This window comes from Stenotrophomonas sp. B1-1 (genome assembly GCF_010894375.1).
Classification (GTDB): domain Bacteria; phylum Pseudomonadota; class Gammaproteobacteria; order Xanthomonadales; family Xanthomonadaceae; genus Stenotrophomonas.
This window is the reverse complement of sequence record NZ_JAAIUZ010000022.1, coordinates 1-21,389: the sequence shown is the minus strand read 5'-3', so window position 1 is coordinate 21,389 and position 21,389 is coordinate 1. Positions and strand designations below refer to the sequence as shown.

The window sequence follows — 21,389 nt, the reverse complement described above, 5'->3', positions numbered from 1 at the left end:
GACGGTCCCTCCACCCTGGCTCCTACATACCTCGTAGGAGCCGGCGGGAACATACAAGCTTGCTCGACTGCTCTGGCGCAGCCGCGCGGTCGTAGAGTCGAGCTTGCTCGACTGCTGTGGCTTGGTCGCGCAAAGCAGTCGAGCAAGCTCGACTCTAGAAGGGCAGGATCGCAAAGCAGTCGAGCAGGCTCGACTCTACGGAGGGTTGTTGGGGTCAGAGCCCCGCCTGCGGCAGGGATCTGACCCCAGGCGCGCTACGGCATCACTGGCGGCACGTAGGTCAGGGTCATGCCCAGCACCCACAGCAGGCCCAGCACCAGCGGGATGTGCACCAGCAGCTGGATGAAGGTGAAGCCCACAATATCGCGCGCCTTCAGCCCCAGCACGCCCAGCAGCGGCAGCATCCAGAACGGGTTGATCAGGTTCGGCAGCGCTTCGGCCGCGTTGTAGACCTGCACCGCCCAGCCCAGGTGCGCCTTCAACTCATTGGCGGCCTGCATGACATACGGCGCCTCGATGATCCACTTGCCGCCACCGGAGGGCACGAAGAAGCCCAGCACGGCCGAGTACACGCCCATCACCAGGGCGAAGGTATCGGTGCTGGCCACGTGCACGAACAGGCTGGACAGGCGATGCGCCAGCGTCTGCCCATCACCGCCGGCGGCATGGGTGAGGATCATCGCGATGCCGCCGTACAGCGGGAACTGGATCAGCACGCCGGTGGTGCTGGGCACCGCCTTGGCCACCGCGTTGAGGAAGCTGCGCGGCCGCCAGTGCAGCAGCAGGCCCAGCGAAATGAACAGGAAGTTGTAGGTGTTGAGGTTGGCGATGGCGGTGACCACCGGCTTGCTGGCGAATTCGTTGAACAGCCAGCCGAAGGCCAGCAGCGAAAGCAGCACGGTCAGCAGCGGGCTGTACTCCAGCCATTCACCGGGGCGCGTGCGCTGCTGCGGCGGTTCCGGCTCGGCCTGCGCGGCGCCGGGGAAATCTTCGGCGGTACGTGCACTGCCGGCAGCCGGTGCGGTCAGCCAGGCGATCAGCAGCGAAACCAGGATGAGCACCGCCGTCAGCGCGATCGACTGCCACAGGAAGATGGTTTCGGTGAACGGCAGCACGCCGGTGATTTCCACCAGCCCCGGCGGCATGCTGGCCGGGTTGGCCTGCAGCTGCGCCGCCGACGAGCTGAGGCCCATCGCCCACACCGCGCCCAGGCCCAGGTAGGCCGACGCACCTGCGGCGCGGTAATCCATGCGCAGTTCGCTGCGGCGGGCCAGCGCACGCACCAGCAGGCCGCCGAACACCAGCGAGAAGCCCCAGCTGAGCAGCGAGGCCAGCATGCTGACCAGGCCCACGTACACCACCGCACCACGGCCGGTGCGCGGCACCCGGGCCAGGAAATCGATGAAGCGGGCGACGACCGGGGCAGTGGCCACCGCATAGCCGCCGATGACCACGAAGGCCATCTGCATGGTGAAGGGGATCAGGCTCCAGAAGCCATCGCCGAAGGCGCTGGCGGTGGCCTGCGGGGTCGAGCCGAAGCCCAGTGCCGCCAGCGCGACGATGACTACGCCCAGCACCGCGAACACGTACGCATCGGGGAACCACTTTTCCGCCCAGGCGGCCGAGCGCAGCGCTGCGCGCGCCATCCAGCCGTCCTGTACTGCTGCCGTCGAGGCCATCGCCTACCCTCCCAGGTTCGATGGCCTGATTCTGGGCGGTGGGGTGCGGGCTGTCAGCCACCTATTGGTCGTAGAGTCGAGCTTGCTCGACTGCCCTGGGTTGGCCGCGAAGAGCAGTCGAGCAAGCTCGACTCTACGAAAGCCGGCGCAGGGCGCCATCCGCGCAAACCCACACCGGTAGCGCCGGGCCACGCCCGGCGGGCGCCATCAGCGCAGCGCCAGATCGGCGGCGATACCCGCAAACAAGGCCGCGCCCACCCAGTTGTTGTGCAGGAAGGCCTTGAAACACGGCCCGCGTTCGCGGTTGCGGCAGATCCAGAATTCATACGCCACCAGCACCGCGGCCACCGCCACGCCCGCCAGGTAGTACCCGCCCAGCCCGCCGCGCACGCCCACCAGCGCCATCGTGGCCAGGAACAGCGCGTACAGCACGCCCTGGATGACCAGGTCCAGTTCACCGAACAGAATCGCGGTGGAATGCGAGCCCATTTTCAGGTCGTCCTCGCGGTCGACCATGGCGTACCAGGTGTCGTAGGCGGTGGACCACAGGATGTTGCCCGCGTACAGCAGCCACGCCAGCGTGGGCACTTCGCCCTGCACGGCGGCAAACGCCATGGGGATGCCCCAGCCGAAAGACATGCCCAGGTACACCTGCGGCAAATGGGTGTAGCGCTTCAGGTAGGGGTAGCTGGCGGCCAGGAACACGCCGATGAAGCTCAGGCCGATGGTCAGGCCGTTCAGGGTCAGTACCAGCGCGAACGCCACCAGCATCAGCACCGCGAACAGCACCAGCGCCGCGCGGCCGCTGATCGCCCCGGTGGCCAGCGGACGGGCTTTGGTGCGTTCCACGTGCGGGTCGAGCCAGCGGTCGGCGTAGTCGTTGATGACACACCCGGCCGAGCGGGTCAGCCACACGCCGGCGGTGAACACGAACAGGGTCCACAGCGGCGGCAGGCCACCAGCGGCCAGCCACAACGCCCACCAGGTGGGCCACAGCAGCAGCAGCGTGCCGATCGGGCGATCAGCGCGCATCAGGGACCAGTAATGACGCCAGCGCGGCGTCGGCGCCGGATGCGGCGCGGAAAGGGGGGTATCAGCCATCGCACTAGGATACTCCTGTGCCCTGCGGCCGACTTTGCAGCCGGGGGGAGATTTGTGCGGCGAAACTGGATAGAATGCCCCTCCCGCACCGTCTTCATGGCGCTGCGATGCCCGCCCCGGCACTGGCCGACGGTGTGGCGGTTCTACAACGCGCCCGTAGCTCAGCCGGATAGAGTAGTGGCTTCCGAAGCCATTGGTCGGGGGTTCGAATCCCTCCGGGCGCGCCATCTTCGTGTCGGCTACGGCCTGCCAAGCAGCGGGCAGATTCGTCCTCCGCATGTCTCCCGTCTCAGTTCATGCGTCCGGCAGGGCGCAGAATGTGGCTCTGCACTCCTGCTCCCTTCGCATTGAGTAGACTCGCTGCCATGGGTATCGCCTTGCCAGCACAGGAAAGCCTCGGCGTCGGCCTCTATTCCTACGCCGATGCCGCGCGCTTCATTGGCGGCAGCTCGTCGGAGCTGCGCCGGTGGCTGAAGGGCTACCAGGGCCGGAAGCACGGAAATCCTGAGGTCCACCCTCCCCTGTGGAAGTCGCAATGGGCCGATTCAGAGATCGACGGCATTGGCTTCCGCGATCTGATCGAACTGCGCTTCGTCCGCACGTTCGTCGCCTGTGGCGTGCCACTCAACCTGGTGCGGCGAACCATTGTCGAGCTGAACGAGCGGCTCGGTAAGGAGTACCCCTTCACCAGCACCAGCTTCAAGACCGACGGGCGCCGCATTTTCATGGAACTGGTGGGCGACAGCGGCGATGCCGCACTGGTGGACGTGGTGAAGCGCCAGGACGTGATGCGCAGGGTCATCGCACCGTCACTGCGTGACGGCATTGAGCTGGGCGTCGATGATCGTGCCGAACGATGGTTCCCACTGAAGGGCTCCCGCGCGGTGGTGTTTGATCCCCAGCGCAGTTTTGGTCAGCCCATCCTTTCCGAATCGGGCGTTCCCACCGTCGCCATTGTCGAGGCAATGCAGGCCGAAGGTGGCGATGAGCGTCGCGTGGCACGACTGTATGACCTGCCTCTGGCTGCAGTGAAGAAAGCACTGCAGTTCGAGAATCGAGCCGCGCCTTGAAGGCGCAGATCGATGAGAATCTTCCGCCCGCGCTGGCCCGGGCCATCGACGCCATTGCAGGTGCGGACGAACATGAAGTCTTCCACGTAAGGCAGTTCGTGAAACCTGGCACGACCGACCTGGAGCTCTTCGACGCGGCCACCCAGCGTGGCATCCGCGTACACGTCACCCAGGATCATCACCATCGCAAGCCTGCAGAACGCGAGGCCATCGCACGCCTCGGTCTGACCGTGTTCGTGCTGGCCAAGGGATGGAGCACGTTCAACCACTACGAGCGCGCAGCGCGGCTTCTGGAGTGGTGGCCGAAGATGATGCAGCAGACCGAACTCGTGCAACCGGGTGCCATGTTCCGCGTACCGCACGCCAGGGCTTCCGGGGGACGCCTGACCCAGATCAAGGTGTCGCGGTAACCGCCCGCAGCGTCATCCCTCGTCATCCCTGAAACCATGCTGCGCACGCAGCGTCGGATCGGTCTCGATCATGAACATATGGAACAGGTGCTTGTGGTCCCGTGACCAGCTGCCCTGCAGTGGCCGCCACGATGCCGCATCCACGCGCGGCAGTTTCCGTTCCAGGTAGTAGATACGGCTGTCGTCGCGGGAGAACCCATCGTTCAGCAGTCGCCAGCATGCGCGATCCACGCCGGGCAGCGGCTTTCCATCGCAGTAGACATGGGTGTCGTCCAGTGCGAACAGCGGGTCAAGCGCTGAAAGCTGCAGCCGGTCACCCCGCAGGCACTGCTTCATGCGCCGGCCGCCGTACCAGGCGCCGTTGTCATCGGCGCCGTAGACACCGCCCAGACTGCGGAAGGTGGCGCAGTCGGCTTCTGCCAGCGCTTTCAGCGATGTTTCGTACTCGAAGTACACATGGCGGTTGTCCAGCCAGTAATCGCCGCACTGGCGGAAACTGTCGCGGTCGATGGCGGGCAGCCGAGTCCAAGCGTGGTAGACGGCGTGCGCGTCACGCGCGATGAAGTAGTGAGCGGGAATGAACTCGAAGGTGGCCGCATCGGCCTTGCGCAGCAAGCGGCCCTGGTGGAAGACCTGGCCTTCGTGGATTTTCCAGTATTCGATGCCGTAGGGGCCTACGAATCGTTGGTCAGGAAGGTCGCTGATCTTCTGCCATGCCATGGGCGTGAGGGGTCCTGGGCTTCTGCATGCAGAGTATCGCAGACGCCAGCAGCAACGCCGGGCATGGCCCGGCGCTACCTGCAGAGCAGTCGAGCGTGGCTCGACTCTACATCGTAATGCTCAGAGCGGTACGTGCAGCCACAAAGCGTTGCAGCGAGCAATGCAGACAGTCCCGCCGCCCGTACAACAGTGCTGGCCAGCCTACCTTCGCGCCTCACGTACCAACGCCCTGGCTTGTGCGGGAACCAAATACACGGTGGTACCAATAGGTGTCACTGCGCCGAAACCAGGACGAGAACGCTGCCGAATCGAACGCCCTGAGCTGTGCCATCGCAATGCCATACCGTTGGAAGAAGGCAAGGATGTCACGCAGCGCGTCAGCGTCGACCCGGCGCCGGTCGACCTTGATGTAGATGATGCGGCCCCGTCCCACCACTTCAACGACGCATGCCATCTGATCCAACCACGCAAAGAAATGCGCCTCGTCGCGTGGGGAGAAGAACACCACGCTATCGGCCTGCAGTTCCACCACTTTGTCTTCCATGACCTTCCTCCGTTTCCTGCGGATTGCTGGCCCGGCTGCCTGAACTTCTGCGTGCAGAGTAGCGCAGGCGCCGGCAGCAACACCGGGCATGGCCCGGCGTTGGGTTCAAAGCAGTCGAGCAAGCTCGACTCTACAATTGCTGGCTCTGCTGCCTGAACTTCTGCGTGCAGATTAGCGCAGGCGCCGGCAGCAACGCCGGGCATGGCCCGGCGCTACCTGCAGAGCAGTCGAGCATGGCTCGACTCTACAAAAGACCGCGCGGACGCCGGGCGTGGCCCGACGTGGCCGTTGGTGTACCGGTCAGTAGGTGCCGTCGAAGGCGAAGATCGGCTTGCGCTGCTTCCAGGTGCCGGCGGTGAAGTCGGGGAATTCCAGGGTCTGGAAGCCGTTGGCGATGGACTGTTCGCTCAGCGGGGTGATGGCACTCCAGGTTACCGCGTCGTAGATGTCGATCGGCATCGGCGCCTTGGCCTTCAGCGCTTCCACGAAGGCGTGGATGACGAACCAGTCCATGCCACCGTGGCCGGCGCTGGCCGCGGTATCGGCATTCTGCTTCCACAGCGGATGTTCGTACTGGTCCTGGTACTTCTTGAATTCTTCCCACTGGTGCGGCGGGCTGCGGCCTTCGATGTGGATCGAATGGTTCACATCCATCCACAGGCCCTTGGTGCCCTGCACGCGGAAGCCCATCGAGTACGGGCGCGGCAGCGAGGTGTCGTGCTGCAGCAGGATGGTTTCGCCGTTCTCGCAGGCCAGCGTGGTGGTCACGATGTCACCCAGCTTGAATTTCACCTTCGTGCTGGGATGGGTGGTGCCACCACTCTTGGCCACGGTGTAGTCGTGCAGGCCGCGGGCCTTGGTCGCGAACGCGTTGATGTGGGTGAAGCGGTTGCCGCGGTTGATGCCGGTATACATGGCGCACGGGCCGATGCCGTGGCTGGGGTAGAGCTCGCCATTGCGCTGCACCGAATGTTCGGTGCGCCAGCGCGCTTCGCTCCAGCCCTTGGGGCCGAACTCCACGCCGCTGTCGTAGGGCTGGTTGGGATCGCCGGAATTGAACTTCACCCCGCGCAGGTCGTGCTGGTAGCCGGCCTGCAGGTGCACCAGTTCGCCGAACAGGCCCTGCCGCACCATCTGCAGCGCGGCCATCACGTCGCGGCGGTAGCAGACGTTTTCCAGCAACATGTACGGGGTGCCGGTGCTCAGCTGGGTCTTCAGCACATCCCAGTGGTCCTGCAGGGTGATGCCGGCCACCACTTCGCAGCCCACGGCCACGCCGGCCTGCATGGCGGCAATCGCCATCGGCGCGTGGTATTCCCAGGGCGTGGCGATGATCACGCCATCGATGCCCTTCTGTTCCAGCAGGCGCTTCCACGCGTTGCTGTCGCGGTCCTGGCCGTAGGTCTTCGGCGCGGGCTTGCCGGCCTTGGCCACCATGTCCATGGCGCGGCCCAGCATGATCGGTTCGATGTCGCACAAGGCGACGACCTCCACGTCATCGCGGCGCACCAGCTCTTTCAGCAGCACCAGGCCACGCATGCCGGTGCCGATCAGGGCCAGGCGCACCTTGCGCCCGCGTGCCCAGGCGGGGGTCTGCGGCAGCAGGCTGCTGGCGGCGATGGCGGCACCGGCCGCAATGAATTCCCTACGTTGCATGGCTCTTACTCTCCTCTTGAAGGCGCGCCAGCCGCAGCCGGCGCGCCGGGTCACACGATCGGTTTACTGGAACTTGTAGCCCACGGTGACACTGTAGCCGCGGCCGAAGATGGTGGCGTAATCGCTGGAATCGCCCAGGAAGCTGTTCGGGTCGTAGAACGGCAGGCGGTCGAACAGGTTCTTGACGGTGAAGCTGAGGTTCCAGGCATCGTCCGGGCGCCAGGTCACGCTCAGGTTGGCGGTCCACCACGACGGTGCGCCGTCACACATGCTCTTTTCCAGGGCCAGGAAGCCGGCGGTGCAGGTCTGCGCATTGTTGTCCACTTCGTCCACCCGGTCGCGTGCCCACTTGGTGCCGCCCACGTAGTTCACGAACATGCTGGTGGTCACCTGCTTGTAGGTCCAGTCGGCATTGAGCGTGGCACGCAGGCGCGGGTTGTTGTAGTAGCCCACCACATCGCCGTAGTACCAGCCGCTCTCTTCATCCATGTAGTAGCGGTTGCGGTTGGCGATGGTCGCGGCCAGGCCGATGTTCAGCCCACCCCATTCGCCCAGCGAGAAGCGGCTGCGCGCATCCACGTCGAAGCCGTCGACCAGGGTCTTGCCGCGGTTCTTGTACTGGCCCACCACGCTGGCCACGTTGCCTACGCTGTAGCCGGGCAGCACGCCAGGGCAGGCCACGCCGCTGGCCGGGTCGGCACACATCGCGGCCAGCTGGGCCACGTTGGCGCGGTCAGCGTCGGTGATCGGCGAGCGGGTGGAAGCGATGATGTCGGTGTCCTTGGTGAAATCCGGCGCGACGATTTCGTTGTCGCGGTAGATGAACCAGTAGTCGGCCGACACCGACAGCCAGCTGGCCGGCTCGTAGACGAAGCCCAGGGTGGCGATCTTCGCCTTTTCCGGCTTCAGGTCCTGGTTGGGCTGGGTCATGCGGGCCACGGTGCGGCTGCAATCCACGTTCAGCAGGCCCTTGCCCAGGTCGACATCGCCGGGGCGCTGCGATTTCAGCAGTAGGTTGGCGATCGCGTTGGTTTCGTCGCAGCGCACATCGTCACGGTAGCCGCCCAGCTGGGCGAACACGCCGCCACTGCCCGATTCGGCCAGGCTGGGTGCGCGGAAGCCGGTGGAATAGGTACCGCGCAGCATCAGCTGGTCGAACGCCTGGTACTTGAAACCGATCTTCGGCGCCACGTTGGCCTTGAAGTTCGGGTACTTGTCCACGCGCAGCGCGGCGTCCAGTTCCAACTTGTCGGTGATCGGCGCCACCGTTTCGGCGAACAGCGCATAGGTATTGCGCGCGCCATCGAACCACGAGCCGCCTTGCTGGGTGATCAGGCCGGCAGCGGCATCCGGGTTGCCGGGGGTGTAGAAGGTTTCGCGGCTGGCGTTGAAGCCGAACGCCGCGCGCATTTCACCGGCCGGCAGCTGCGCCAGCGGGCCTTCGATCTTGCCGTCCAGGGTATGCAGGCGCGTCCACGATTGGATGTCGAAGGTCGGGAAAGCTTCGCGGATGAGTGCCGCGTTGGCCTCGCTGATTTCACCGAACTTGTAGGCAGGGTGGTCGGAAATGATCACCCGGCCGGTGCCCGGGTCCACCGAGTACGGGCCGAAGGCTTTCTCGAAGCCCTTCAGGTTCACGTTGATGGTCTGGTAGGTGACCGAGTGCGTACCGGCGGTGGCGAACGCGGTTTCCCAGTTCCAGTCACCCACGTTGCCACGCGCGCCGGTCAGTACGCGGTAGCTCTGGTCGGTGTTGCGCTGGCCGAAGTAGTTCGGGCCGGCGTCCTGCAGCAGGTAGTTCAGACCCACCACGCCGCCCATCAGCGCCTTCAGTTCCGGGCTGGCGTGGTTGTATTCGTTGTTCGGGCCCAGGTAGGGGTACAGGAACTGGTTCACGGTGGTGCCGGTATCGCGCGAGAACCAGCTGCTGGGGTTGCCGGTGGTGGTGCCGTAGGCGCGCGGGGTGCCACCGTTGGCGCGCAGGTCGATATCGGTATAGGTGGCTTCGGCGAAGATTTCAGTGTTGTCGCCGACCAGGAAGGTGCCGTTGAGGTAGGCGGTGTTGCGCTCGGATTTGGCGCCGGCATCGATCTCGTTGTTCATCCAGGTTTCCCAGACGCAGCTGGGGCCCGCTGCCTGCCCCTGCAGCACGTTCTGGCAGCCCGGTGCAGCTTCCTGCACGCGGCGGCCGGTCACCGGATCGAAGGCGAAATAGGTACCCGGGTTGAACTGACCCGGCTTGCTGCCCACGCCCAGGCGCAGGTTGGTCAGGTAGTTGGGGTTGTTGACGTAGAACTGGTCCGGCCGCTTGTCATAGAAATCGGCCAGCGGAATCGCATCGCGGCGGTACATGTTCACTGCGCCGTACACATTGAAGCGGTTTTCGGTCAGGTCGCCGAAGCCGGCGGTGATGCTGGCCTGGCGTTCGCCATAAGAGTCGATGCGCGAGGAGGTGTCGTTGCTGAAGGTGATCTCCGCGCCCTGGAAATTGCGCTTGGTGATCACGTTGATGACGCCGGCCACCGCGTCGGTGCCGTACACCGCCGAGGCGCCGTCGGTCAGCACTTCCATGCGTTCGATGGCGGCGGCGGGAATGGCGTCGATGTTGACGAACTGGGTCTGGAAGCCCGCCGGCGCGCCGTAGTACGACAGGCGACGGCCGTTCAGCAGTACCAGCGTGCCCTGCGCGCCCAGGCCACGCAGGTTCGCCTGCGATGCGCCATCGGAGCCGGTGAACAGCGAGCGCGAATCCTGCTGCGCCGGGCGAGCGGCGGGCAGGTTGTCCAGCACCTGCAGCAGGGTGCGCGCGCCCATGTTCTGGATGTCCTGCTTGCTGATCACCTGCACCGGCGAGGCGGTCTCCACGTCGGTGCGGCGGATGTTGGAGCCGGTGACTTCGATGCGGGCCAGGTCCGTGGCGGCGTCTTTGCTGTCCTGGGCGGCAGCAGGCAGGGCGATGGACAGCAGCACGCCGGCAATGGCCAGCGACAACGGGGCGAGCGAACGACAGGGCGGACGAGCATGGCGGGCGGGCAACATCGGGGTTCTCTCCTGGCAGGGGTGCGCGGCGGGTGGGCGGCGCGAAAGCGATTGGCGGGCAAAACGCTCCCGGGCCACGGCTCGGAAGCCGTAGTCGGAATGGGCGGGGGAGGAGCGGTGTTACGTGGGGGTCATGGGGCGACGATGCTGGCCGAGTCGCCCTCCTGGCCGATCAGCACGGCGTTGGCCCAGTTCGCACAGACCTGGGTGGGTTGGCTGCCCTGCGCACCCAGCGTGCGCAGGCTCAGGGTGGAAAGACCACGGATATCCAGTTCCGGCTTGACCACGCCGGGCGCCTTCACCAGGCCGCTGTCATACAGCAGGTGGTTGTCACCCCAGACCTGGAACTGCAGGCCACCGGCGCTGCGGCAGGCATCGTCGATGCCCAGGTCGGCGCGCAGCAGCTGCCAGCCACCCTGCAGGCGCAGGTCGATACGGCTGTTGGCAGCCACGCCCAGGCCACGGCGGAACTGCAGGCCGTTCATGCGCATGCCCGCGTCGCCACGGAAGGCGTGGTCGGCGCGCACCTGCTGGGCCAGCGCGGCCGGCACCGGCAGTTCCGAGAGAAAGCGCTGCTGGGCCGGCCGTTCTGGTGTCGGGTGTTCAAGGATATGGAAGGTGGACAGGGCGATTGGGCCCACATCGCGCGGCTGCAATGCATCGAAGGCGCGGGCGCTGCCCTGTGCAGCGGTGACCATCGGATCGGTGCTGCTGGCGCCGTCGCCTTCCGGGTTCTGCACGCTCAGCACGCGGAAGCGCAGCAGGCGGCCGGCGTGGGCGGGGAAGTCGATGCGCTGCACGCCTTCCTTCAGCTGCAGGCGGCCACGGGCAATCGGCTCACCCCACTCGCCGTTGCTGTCGCCCAGGTAGACCTCGTAGTCGCGCACCTGGCCGTGCTTCCAGTTCTTGTCGTTGCGAGGCGCGATATCGATGCCATCGATCATCTTCCGCTCGCCGAAGCCGATCACCCACTCGTGGGCACCGGTGCGCACGGCCTGGTTGCGCACGCTGCGGAACCAGGTACCCGGATCATCATCGAAGGCATTTTCCAGTGCATGGCCGGGTTCTTCGGCCGGACGGTTGACCACCAGCAGGCTGTCGGCCGGCAGTTCGCGGCCCAGCACCGGTGCCGCCGGGAAGGCATCGTCGGCGGGCGCCGCCGCTACGGCGAAGTCCAGCTGCAGCTGCAGCGGCTGGCGGATGTCCTGCGCGGCGGTGCGCACGTGCACGGTGCCACGGCGCTCGTTGGCATCGAAGTACCAGCCTTCGGCTGCACCCTTGAACGCAGCCGCATCGGCCAGCGCGGGCAGCGTGCGGCCCGCAGCCTGCACCGCGCGCGGCGCCTGTCGGCTGAGCACGCGCAGGCCGTAGCGGCGCTGTGCCAGCTGGCCGTTGTACTGGCCCTGCACTGCATCGATCTGCACCTGCACCGGGCCACTGCCCTGCGCCGGCGCCTGCACGCGCACCAGCTGCGTGCTCGATTCACCCTGCTGGTAGCGGCGGGTGGTGCCATCGTCTTCGTACAGCGTGTACTGCGCATCGCCCTGCGGATACAGGTCGAAGGTCACTTCATCGAGCGGCTTCTCGCCGTCGAACAGCATGGACGGGTACATCGGCAGGATCGCGCCGGCACGCACGAACACCGGCAGCGTGGCCAGGTCCACCTGGCGGTCAAGCTGGCGGCCCTCGGCACCGGCCTGCACGCGGCGGCCATCCCAGTAGTCGATCCAGCCGCCGGCCGGCAGGTGGATGTCACGACGCCAGCCACGGCTGGCGGCCTGGCTGCGGTACACCGGCGCCACCAGCAGATCGCGGCCGAGCAGGAACTGGTACTTGTAGGTTTCATCCTGCGCGTGCGGATCGCGCGGGTTGTCCCACATCAGGCCGCGTACCGGCGGTGCGCCGGTCTGCGCAGCCTCGTGCACCAGCCCGTACATGTACGGGGTCAGGCGCATTTTCAGCTTCAGGTAGTCGCGGTTGATGCTGCGGTACGGTTCGTCATACCACCACGGGTGCTTGCGGGCGTTGGACGACCAGCCGCTCATGCCCATCAGCACCGGGGTGAACGCTTTCCACTGCAGGTCGCGGGTGAAGGTTTCGGCGCTGCCACCGAAGATCGCATCGACGTCGCCGCTGGCGTAGGCCATGCCGGACAGCCCCGACCCCACCAGGGTCGGCACGTGCCAGCGGATGTAGTCCCAACTGCTGCTCTGGTCGCCGGTCCAGGCCACCGCATAGCGCTGGATGCCAGCCCAACCCATCACCGTCCACAGGAACGGGCGCGAATCGGAATTGTCGAGGATGCCGTTGAAGGCCTGGCGGTTGGCGTCCATCGCGAACTGGTAGCCCTTGCCGGTCCAGGCCACGTCCAGCTTCTGCACGCGGCTGCCGGCCTTGCCCACTTCCCAGGCGATCTTGTCCACGCCGTTCTCGGTCCACAGACCGGTGCGGAAACCGTAGCCGGCAAGCCCCTTCACCGTTTCCGGCAACTGCTTGTAGCCGCAGCCGTAGCCATCGTTGGGCAGGATCCAGCCGCCGGGCATGTCATGGTCGCGGTACTGCTTCGCTACGCTGTCGATCACATCCGGCGTGGTGCCGGTGGGGCCGTCGCTCCAGCCTTCGGGCACGGTGCCGGGCTTCTTGCTGTTGTCGCCATCGTTGTAGCAATCGGCATCGCCGTAGGACAGCGCCCAGCGCGCCACCAGGTTCGGGCGGCCGGTCAGCTGGGTGTAGCGCTCGATCAGCCGGGGCAGATCGGCGCCGACGAAGTAGTAGGCATCGAAACGGTCTTCGCGATGCAACAGCGTGGCCTGGTCGGCCTGGCGCAGGTCGTAGCTGCCATCGCTCCAGGTGTTGCGCAGCATGCCCCAGCCGCGGCTGCTCAACAGCATCGGCGCCGGGCTGGGGCGGTCGCCCTCTTCCCAGCCACCGGAATAGGACACTTCCAGCTCGCGGCCCTTGAACTGGTAGCGGCCGTTCTGCTGGCCGCCCCCGTAATAGCCTTCATCGGCCTGCGATGACAGCACCTGCACGCTCTGCGTGGCATCCAGGTCCAGCGGCTGCAGTTCCTGCCAGAGCGCGGTGGGCTGGCCGTTGTCCAGCCGTTCCAGGCGCAGGCGCAGCGGTTGGCGCTGCACATGCAGTACCAGTGCATCGGTGCGCACACGGATTTCCTGCGCGTCTTCTTCCAGCTGCGCCTGCACGTTCGCCTTGGGCTGCGGCAGCACGATCGGCGCGGCCTTGTCGCCGGCGCCGGTGAGCGTGCCCTTGCGGCCGGCCTGCACGCGGATGATGTCGGCGGCCGGCAGTTCAATGCGCAGGCGGGTGCCGTTGTCGGTCTGCAGGTCCCACGCGCGCAGGCCCTCGCGGCCGTCGCTGGCGGTGATCGAACGCAGGTTGCCCACGGGTTCGGCGCGGGCCGATGTCGCTGCCAGCATCAAGGCCGGCAGCAGCGCCAGCAGCAGCGGCGAGCGACGAACGCAGTTCTCCACACAGACTCCCAACCCGTTCACCGGGCGTTTCGAAAGCGGTTGGGCCGACTCTAGGGCAGCGATTCGAAAGATGTCAATAAATTGAAAGCAAAAAGGAAGATTTATTTCCACGAAACGAAAGATGATGCGACGCAATACTTTGTGTAAGCGCTTGCAGGCGCCTATTAAGCGTTGTGCGATACGGCATTCCGCCGTTTCTTTCGCCTGCATGCCACGTACTGGCAGGGCAAACCCGTCTCGCCATTTTCTTTTCTTTTGCTTTCGATATTTGACATTTCGAAAGAAAACGCAGATGGTGCGCTGGCCCAACTGGAACCTCTGAATGGACGTCACCCTGCTTTCCGATGTGTCCGCCTGGCAGCGCCTTGGCGGAGCCGACACCGCTGCCGAGATCGCCCAGCAGCCGGCGCTGTGGGAAACCCTGGCGCAGGACCTGTCGCGTGCCCGCGACCGCCTGCAGGCCTTCCTTGGCGACAGCCTCAACGATCCGAACCAGCGCGTGCTGTTCACCGGCGCCGGCAGCTCCGGCTTCATTGCCGAAATGGTGGCCGATGCGATCAATGCGCAGTGGCCGGCCGAGGTGCGCGTGGTACACACCACCAGCCTGCTGACCCACCCGGCGCTGTACCTGCAGCGCGACCGCCCCACCCTGCTGGTGTCGTTCGGGCGCAGCGGTTCCAGCCCGGAAAGCGTGGCCGCGGTGGACCGCGTGCGCAGCGACGTGGCGCAGGCGCGCTTCCTGGACATCACCTGCAATGCCGATGGCGAACTGGCCCGGCGTGGCGCCGGTCGTGCCGATACCTGCACCCTGCTGATGCCCTCGGCCAGCTGCGACCGCGCGTTTGCGATGACCAGCAGCCTGACCTGCATGCTGCTGGCCGCGCTGACCGTGTTTGACCGCGCGCCGTGGGATGCCCGCGTCGCGCGCCTGAAGCAGATTGCCGCGCTGGGCCGCGAAGGCCTGGCCGCCTGGGATGCACCGGTGGCGGCACTGGCGCAGCGCCCCTTCAACCGGGTGATTTACCTGGCCAGTGGCCCGTTGGAAGCACTGGCCCGCGAAAGCGCGCTGAAGGTGCTGGAGCTGACCGCCGGCCGCGTGCTGGCGCTGGCCAACACGCCGCTGGGTTTCCGCCATGGCCCGAAGTCGACGCTCGACGCACAGACCCTGGTGGTGGTGCTGCGCAGCGGCCAGGCGCTGGCCCGCCGCTACGAACAGGATCTGCTGGAAGAGCTGCGCCGCGACGGCGTGGCCGGCCAGGTGCTGGCCATCGGCCCGCACGCCGATATCGGTGCCGATGATGACTACACCCTCAGCGTGCCAGCCCTGGATGATCCGTGGCTGGCGCCGGTGTGGCTGGGTTTTGCCCAGCTGTACGCACTGCAGCGCTCGGCCGCGCTGGGCCTGACCCCGGACAACCCGTTCCCCGACGGCACCGTCAACCGCGTCGTGCAGGGCGTCACCATCCACCATGGCTGAGCTGATCGCCCACGCCTGCTACGGCATCGATATCGGCGGCACCAAGATTGAACTGGTGGCCTGCGATACGGCCTTGCAGGTCAGCTGGCGCCGCCGCGTGGCCACGCCGCAGGGCGACTATGCCGGTTTCCTGCAGGCGGTGGCGGCCCTGGTGGCCGAGGCCGATGCCGCGCTCGGCAGCCCCGCCGCAGCCATCGGCATTGCCCTGCCCGGCGTGCGTGACCGGCGCAGTGGCCGGCAACTGAGTGCGAACGTGCCGGCACTGACCGGGCAGACCGTGGCTGCCGATCTGCAGGCGCGCCTGCAGCGCCCGCTGCATTTCGGCAACGACCTGCAGTGTTTCGCACTTTCGGAAGCACACGGCGGCGCTGCCGAAGGCTACCCCAGCATGTTCGGCGCAATCCTCGGCACCGGTGCCGGCGGTGGTTTCTGCCTGCACGGTCGCCTGCTGTCCGGCTTCAACGGCCTGGCGGGCGAATGGGGCCACTGGAGCGTGCCCGGCCACCTGCTGCAGCGCCACGGCCTGCCGCTGATCGCCTGCGCCTGTGGCCTGCAGGGCTGCGTGGAGCGCTACGTGTCCGGCAGCGGCCTGGCGATGATCGAGCGCCACCTGGGCGGTAGCGCTGCCGATGCCAGCGCCGTGATCGCCAACGCCGAAGCAGGCGATGCGCGTGCACGGCAGGCGCTGGATATCCACCGCGACCTGCTGGGCCACAGCCTGGCCGCCCTGGTGCTGGCGCTGGACCCGCACGTGATCGTGCTCGGCGGTGGCCTGTCGCAGTACGCGCCGCTGTACCAGCAGCTGCCCGCCGCCGTCGCCGCGCATCTGTTCAACGGCGTGCAGGTGCCGCCCATCGTGCCGCCACGCTTCGGCGATGCCGGTGGCGCACGCGGCGCCGCCCTGCTGGCCTGCCATCCCTCGCTTTCCTGATCGACCGGAGCCTGACCATGTCCCCGCTGCAGACCCTGCTTGCTTCCCACCGTGCCGGTGCCAACGTTGGCCTGTACAGCGTCTGCTGCAGCAACGAACAGGTGCTGCGCGCGGCCATGCACGTGGCGCTGGCGCCTGGCACGGTGCTGCTGATCGAAGCCACCTCCAACCAGGTGGACCAGTTCGGCGGCTACACCGGCATGACGCCGCCGCAGTACCGCGACTACGTGGGCGCGCTGGCCGATGAAGAAGGCTTCCCGCGCGAGCGCTTGATACTGGGCGGTGATCACCTGGGGCCCAATGCCTGGCAGAAGCGCCCGGCCGCCGAAGCGATGACCCATGCACGCGTGCTGATCGAAGCCTACGTGGCCGCCGGTTTCCACAAGATCCACCTGGACTGCAGCATGTCCTGCGCCGACGACCCGGTGCCGCTGCCCGATGCCATCGTGGCCGCGCGTTCGGCCGAGCTGGCCGAGATCGCCGAACGCACCGCCGCCGAGCACGGCCTGCCGCCACCGGTCTACGTGATCGGTACCGAAGTGCCGATTCCCGGTGGCGAAGCCTCGCTGGCCGAAGGCCTGCAGGTGACCACGCCGGCCGCCGCCGCACAGACGCTGGCCATCCACCAGCACGCCTTCGATACGCCGCAGCTGCGCGATGCCTGGCAGCGGGTGATCGCCATGGTGGTGCAGCCGGGCGTGGACTTCGACCACAGCAGCGTGCACGAATACGACCCGGCCGCGGCCAGCGCACTGGCCGACTTCCTGGAACAGCAGCCGCGCATCGTCTTCGAAGCACATTCCACCGATTACCAGCGCGAAAGCGGCCTGCACGCGCTGGTGCGCGATCACTTCGCCATCCTCAAGGTGGGCCCGGCGGCGACCTTCGCCTATCGCGAAGCGCTGTTCGCACTGGCCGCGATCGAGGCCGAGCTGCTGCCGGCGGCACAGTGCTCGCGCCTGCCGCAGGTGCTGGACGCGGTGATGGTGGCGCAGCCGAAGTACTGGCAGTCGTACTACCAGGGTGACGAGGCCACGCTGCGCCTGCTGCGCGCGTTCTCCTTCAGCGACCGCTGCCGCTACTACTGGGGCGAACCGGCGCTGGTGCAGGCCGTGCAGACCCTGTTTGCCAACCTGGAACAGCACGCGCCGCCGCTGGTGCTGCTCAGCCAGTACCTGCCCGAGCAGTACCGCGCGGTGCGCGACGGCACGCTGGCCAACACGCCGGCCGCGCTGGTGCAGCACCGGGTCGGCCAGTGCCTGGGCGAATACGCGCGTGCGTGCAGCGGCAACCAAGCCGGCTCCCGCAAGCAGAACGCAAGTTCTGCTGCCAGCGTTCTTGCGAACGGCTAATCTCTACCTTTCACACGAAACCGAGAGATGGCCATGCGCAACACCCGCTCCCGTCGCCAACAGATCCTGCAGCGCCTGATCGAACACGGCACCGTGCAGGTGGCTGATCTGGTGGAGCGCTATGGCGTTTCGGCGGTGACCATCCGCGCCGACCTGACCCACTTCGAGGCGCAGGGCCTGGCCAACCGCACCCACGGCGGTGCCACCCTGGTGCGCACACCGCCGCAGGAACAGGACATCCATGAAAAGGATGCGCTGAACCTGCCGCTGAAGGAATCGATCGGCGCGCGCGCCGCGCGGCTGGTGCAGGGCGGTGACAACATCATCATCGACTCCGGCTCCACCACCATGACCCTGGCCCGTCACCTGCGCGGCCACCGCGATGTAACGGTGATGACCAACGGCCTGAACATCGCCTGGGAACTGGCCAACGCGCCGGGCATCAACGTGCTGCTGACCGGCGGCCTGCTGCGCCAGCAGTCGCTGTCGCTGCAAGGTAGCCAGGCCGAGGCCAGCCTCAACTCCTACAGCTTCGACACCCTGTTCCTGGGCGTGGATGGCCTGGACCTGCAGTTCGGCCTGACCACCCACGACGAAGCCGAAGCGCGCCTCAACCACCGCATGGTGGAACGCGCGCGGCGCATCGTGGTGCTCACCGATGCGTCCAAGTTCGGTCGCGTCAGCCTGCACCGCATCGCCCGCCTGGACCAGATCCACGCCGTCATCACCGACCCCGGCATCGACGAGGCCACCCGCGAGGGGCTGCAGCGGCTGGGCATCGAAGTGATCATCGCCGAGACACCGCCATGAACCCGACACGCTCCCTGTACGGCCGCATCCTGACCCCGCTAGGCTGGCGGCGCGGCCATGTCCACTTCGATTCACACGTGCGCCAGCTGCAGGTGGATGACCACAGCGGTGCGGATGATCTGCAGCTGCCGGTGATCCTGCCCGGCTTCATCGACCTGCACGTGCACGGTGCGGCGGGCGTGGATCTGATGCAGGGCGACGACGTGGCGCGCACCATCGCCCGCACCCATACCCGGTTCGGCACCACCACCCTGCTGGCCACCACCATGACCGCCGGGCTGGACGAGATCGAACACGCCCTGCGTGGCGTCGCCGCGGCCCAGGCCGCGCCGCAGGCCGATGCCGCCCGCATTGCCGGCGTGCATCTTGAAGGGCCCTTCATCAGCCCGCAGCGCTTGGGCGCGCAGCCCAACCGCACCATCGAGGCCACCCTGGCGCTGGTGCAGCAGCTGCATGCGCTCGCGCCGATCCGGGTGATGACGCTGGCACCGGAAATCGGCGAGCACACCGCGCTGATTCCCGCGCTGGCCGCCATGGGCATCCGCGTGCAGCTGGGCCACAGTGCCGGCACCTACGAAGAAGGCGTGGCCGCACTGCAGGCCGGCGCCTCGGGGTTCACCCATCTGTTCAACGGCATGACCGGCGTGGACCACTACCGCCCCGGCATAGCCGCCGCCGCGCTGGCGCATGCGCAATACGCGGAAATCATTCCTGATCTGCAGCACATCCACCCCGGCGTGATCCGCCTGGCCGCGCGCGCGATTCCGCGCCTGTACGCGGTGACCGATGCGACCGCTGCCACCGGCATGCCCGATGGCGAGTACGCGCTGGGCGAACAGCGCGTACACAAGTGCGGCGGCTGCGTGCGCCTGGCCAGCGGTTCGCTGGCCGGCAGCGCGCTGACCATGGACCAGGCCCTGCGCAACCTGGTGCAGGTGGGCCTGGACCTGGCCGACGCCGCACAGCGCGTATCCACCTTCCCGGCCGATTACCTGGGCCTGCACGATCGCGGCCGCATTGCGCCCGACACGCTGGCCGACCTGGTGGTGCTCGACGCCAGCCTGCGCCTGCAGCAGGTGGTGGTGGGTGGGCACGTGGTTGAGCTCAACGCTGCACCAGCCTGACGCACCACGCCTTTGTAGAGTCGAGCCATGCTCGACTGATCGTGCGCGATACAGGAACGAAGCGCAGTCGAGCATGGCTCGACTCTACAGAAGCAATCCGCACCGAAACGCCGCACAGGAAACCTGTCGATGACTGCACGTACCGCTCCGCGCTGGCCCGTTCGCTATCTGCTGTTCATTGGCGGCCTGGGGGGCCTGCTGTACGGCATCGACATCGGCATCATTGCCGGCGCCCTGCCCTACCTGGAAGCCACCGCCAGCCAGGCCTGGCACCTGAGCAGCCAGCAGCTCGGCTTCGTGGTGGCGGCGGTGCTGCTGGGCAGCGTGCTGTCTTCGCTGTTCGCCGGGCTGGTGGCCGACCTGATCGGCCGCCGTGGCGCCATGCTGCTGGCCGGTGTGTTGTTCACCGCCTCGATTCCGATCATGGCACTCGCTTCGGGCTACACGCCGCTGCTGCTGGGGCGCCTGTTGCAGGGCATCAGCGGCGGCCTGATCGGCGTGGTGGTGCCGCTGTACCTGGCCGAAGTACTCAGCCCGGAACGGCGCGGCCGTGGCGCGGCCATGTTCCAGTTGCTGCTGACCATTGGCCTGGTGCTGGCCGCGTTGATCGGTCTGTACCAGGCCCATGCGGTGGATGCGGCCACCGAAGCGGCGCGGCGCCTGCCCGACGCACAGCAGGCGCAGGCACTGTTCGCGGCCAAGGACCATGCCTGGCGCACCATTTTCTGGAGCTGCCTGACCCCGGGCATCGTGTTCTGCGTGGGTCTGTTCTGGCTGTCTGAATCGCCGCGCTGGCTGGTAAGGCGTGGGCGCGTGGACGACGCGCGGCGCAGCCTGCAGCGTGTACTGGCGCCCGACCAGGTGGAGGCCACGCTGGCGCAGATCCAGGCACCGGATACCCGCAGTGCCGACGGCAAGCGCGAGCCGTTGCTCAGCCGCCGCTACGTGAAGCCCTTCCTGCTGGCCTGCGTGGTGCTGGCCTGCACCCAAGCCACCGGCATCAACTCGGTGCTCGCCTATGCGGTGAACATCCTCAACCAGGCCGGCCTGTCCGGTTCGGTGGCCAACGGTGCCGACGTGGCCATCAAGCTGCTCAATGCGCTGATGACCGTGGCTGCGCTGCTGCTGGTCGATCGCAAGGGCCGCAAGTTCCTGCTGATGCTGGGCAGTGGTGGCATCTGCGTGGCCCTGCTGGCGGCCGCCACGCTGTTCTTCCAGGCCGAGCGCGGCCGTGCCGATGTGCAGCCGCAGTTGCACGCAGCGGTACAGGGCGATGGCCTGCGCCTGGTACTGGATGACGCACAGTGGCAGCAATTGGGCGCGGGCATCGACCGCGAAGGGCGGCCGCTGCAACTGACCGTGTCCTACGCCTATGGCGATTTCACCAACGTGCGCGCGTTGCGCAGCGACAACCCGGGCGACCGCGTGCTGCGCATCGAGCGTGCCGGCACCGTGCAGCCGGACAGCGTGATCGGTACGTTCTTCCGCCGCCTGCACCTGAATCCCTTCGCCGACCCGGCCAGCGCGGCGCAGGCACCGCTGCGCATCGAACAGGCACGCATCGGCCCGGTGCCGCCGCCGACCCATGGCTGGGCCGTGGCCGCCTGCATCCTGGTGTTCGTCGCCTTCTTCGCCGTTGGCCCCGGTGTGTGCGTGTGGCTGGCGCTGTCCGAGCTGATGCCCAACCGCATCCGCTCCAACGGCATGAGCATCGCCCTGCTGATCAACCAGTTCGTGTCGACCACGATTGCGGCGCTGTTCCTGCCTACCGTGGGCCACTATGGCTACGCCAGCATGTTCCTGTTCTGGGCCGGCTGCACGCTCGTGTTCTTCCTGGTGGCCGCGCTGTGGCTGCCGGAAACCAAGGGCAAATCGCTGGAAGAGATCGAAGCGCACTTCCGGTAAACGGTTGGACGCTTTGCCTGGTAGCGGTCGACCTTGGTCGACCATCGCGCGCCGCGCGGGCTTGCCGCGAACTGCAGTCG

15 protein-coding genes and 1 tRNA gene are annotated in these 21,389 nt (G+C 66.9%); 9 read left to right on the top strand and 7 right to left on the bottom strand.

All coding sequences use genetic code 11. From position 1 onward, the window contains the following. Positions 1–254: 254 nt before the first annotated feature. The gene (locus G4G00_RS16520; protein ID WP_205515570.1) at positions 255–1,679 is read right to left on the bottom strand and encodes a TIGR00366 family protein; all 1,425 of its coding nucleotides are present in this window, start codon (positions 1,677–1,679) and stop codon (positions 255–257) included. A 207-nt stretch (positions 1,680–1,886) separates the two neighbouring features. Continuing rightward, a complete protein-coding gene (ubiA, locus tag G4G00_RS16515; protein ID WP_164275100.1) occupies positions 1,887–2,780 on the bottom strand; it encodes a 4-hydroxybenzoate octaprenyltransferase in 894 nt (297 codons plus the stop codon). 150 nt (positions 2,781–2,930) lie between these two features. Between ubiA and G4G00_RS16510 the strand changes: the two genes are divergently transcribed. From G4G00_RS16510 to G4G00_RS16500, 3 genes are all read left to right on the top strand, one after another. Continuing rightward, positions 2,931–3,007: transfer RNA gene (locus tag G4G00_RS16510), tRNA-Arg, on the top strand. A 138-nt stretch (positions 3,008–3,145) separates the two neighbouring features. Continuing rightward, positions 3,146–3,850 (top strand): DUF433 domain-containing protein, encoded by a 705-nt coding sequence (locus G4G00_RS16505; RefSeq protein WP_164275097.1) that lies wholly within the window; start codon positions 3,146–3,148, stop codon positions 3,848–3,850. Then, positions 3,847–4,260 (top strand): DUF5615 family PIN-like protein, encoded by a 414-nt coding sequence (locus G4G00_RS16500; RefSeq protein ID WP_164275094.1) that lies wholly within the window; start codon positions 3,847–3,849, stop codon positions 4,258–4,260. Before G4G00_RS16505 ends, G4G00_RS16500 begins: the two co-directional genes overlap by 4 nt. A gap of 12 nt (positions 4,261–4,272) precedes the next feature. Here the strand turns inward: G4G00_RS16500 and G4G00_RS16495 are convergent, their stop codons facing one another. The 5 genes from G4G00_RS16495 to G4G00_RS16475 all read right to left on the bottom strand — a co-directional run bounded on the left by G4G00_RS16495 (position 4,273) and on the right by G4G00_RS16475 (position 13,710). After that, complete coding sequence (locus G4G00_RS16495) at positions 4,273–4,980, bottom strand: DKNYY domain-containing protein (protein ID WP_164275091.1); 708 nt, start codon at positions 4,978–4,980, stop codon at positions 4,273–4,275. Between the two features lie 214 nt (positions 4,981–5,194). Beyond that, positions 5,195–5,524, bottom strand: coding sequence for a hypothetical protein (locus tag G4G00_RS16490; protein ID WP_164275088.1), 330 nt, complete (start codon positions 5,522–5,524; stop codon positions 5,195–5,197). 300 nt (positions 5,525–5,824) lie between these two features. Further along, a complete protein-coding gene (locus G4G00_RS16485) occupies positions 5,825–7,180 on the bottom strand; it encodes a Gfo/Idh/MocA family oxidoreductase (RefSeq protein WP_164275086.1) in 1,356 nt (451 codons plus the stop codon). Between the two features lie 63 nt (positions 7,181–7,243). Further along, complete coding sequence (locus G4G00_RS16480; protein WP_164275083.1) at positions 7,244–10,219, bottom strand: TonB-dependent receptor; 2,976 nt, start codon at positions 10,217–10,219, stop codon at positions 7,244–7,246. A gap of 131 nt (positions 10,220–10,350) precedes the next feature. After that, positions 10,351–13,710 carry a TIM-barrel domain-containing protein gene (locus tag G4G00_RS16475; protein WP_108754483.1) on the bottom strand — a complete coding sequence of 1,120 codons (3,360 nt, stop codon included), beginning with the start codon at positions 13,708–13,710 and terminating at the stop codon, positions 10,351–10,353. Between the two features lie 322 nt (positions 13,711–14,032). Between G4G00_RS16475 and G4G00_RS16470 the strand changes: the two genes are divergently transcribed. The 6 genes from G4G00_RS16470 to G4G00_RS16445 all read left to right on the top strand — a co-directional run bounded on the left by G4G00_RS16470 (position 14,033) and on the right by G4G00_RS16445 (position 21,309). After that, positions 14,033–15,187, top strand: a complete 1,155-nt coding sequence (locus G4G00_RS16470; RefSeq protein ID WP_108754484.1) for an SIS domain-containing protein — start codon at positions 14,033–14,035, stop codon at positions 15,185–15,187. Continuing rightward, entirely contained in the window at positions 15,180–16,118 is a 939-nt protein-coding gene (locus tag G4G00_RS16465; RefSeq protein ID WP_108754485.1) for an ROK family protein, read from the top strand. Before G4G00_RS16470 ends, G4G00_RS16465 begins: the two co-directional genes overlap by 8 nt. Before the next feature lie 17 nt (positions 16,119–16,135). Continuing rightward, on the top strand, positions 16,136–17,470 hold the full coding sequence (locus G4G00_RS16460) for a D-tagatose-bisphosphate aldolase, class II, non-catalytic subunit (protein WP_108754486.1): 1,335 nt from the start codon (positions 16,136–16,138) through the stop codon (positions 17,468–17,470). Between the two features lie 33 nt (positions 17,471–17,503). After that, positions 17,504–18,280, top strand: a complete 777-nt coding sequence (locus G4G00_RS16455; RefSeq protein WP_108751658.1) for a DeoR family transcriptional regulator — start codon at positions 17,504–17,506, stop codon at positions 18,278–18,280. After that, positions 18,277–19,404, top strand: a complete 1,128-nt coding sequence (gene nagA, locus G4G00_RS16450; RefSeq protein WP_108754487.1) for an N-acetylglucosamine-6-phosphate deacetylase — start codon at positions 18,277–18,279, stop codon at positions 19,402–19,404. Before G4G00_RS16455 ends, nagA begins: the two co-directional genes overlap by 4 nt. 129 nt (positions 19,405–19,533) lie before the next feature. After that, positions 19,534–21,309, top strand: coding sequence for an MFS transporter (locus G4G00_RS16445; RefSeq protein ID WP_108754488.1), 1,776 nt, complete (start codon positions 19,534–19,536; stop codon positions 21,307–21,309). The last annotated feature ends 80 nt before the right edge of the window (positions 21,310–21,389 follow it).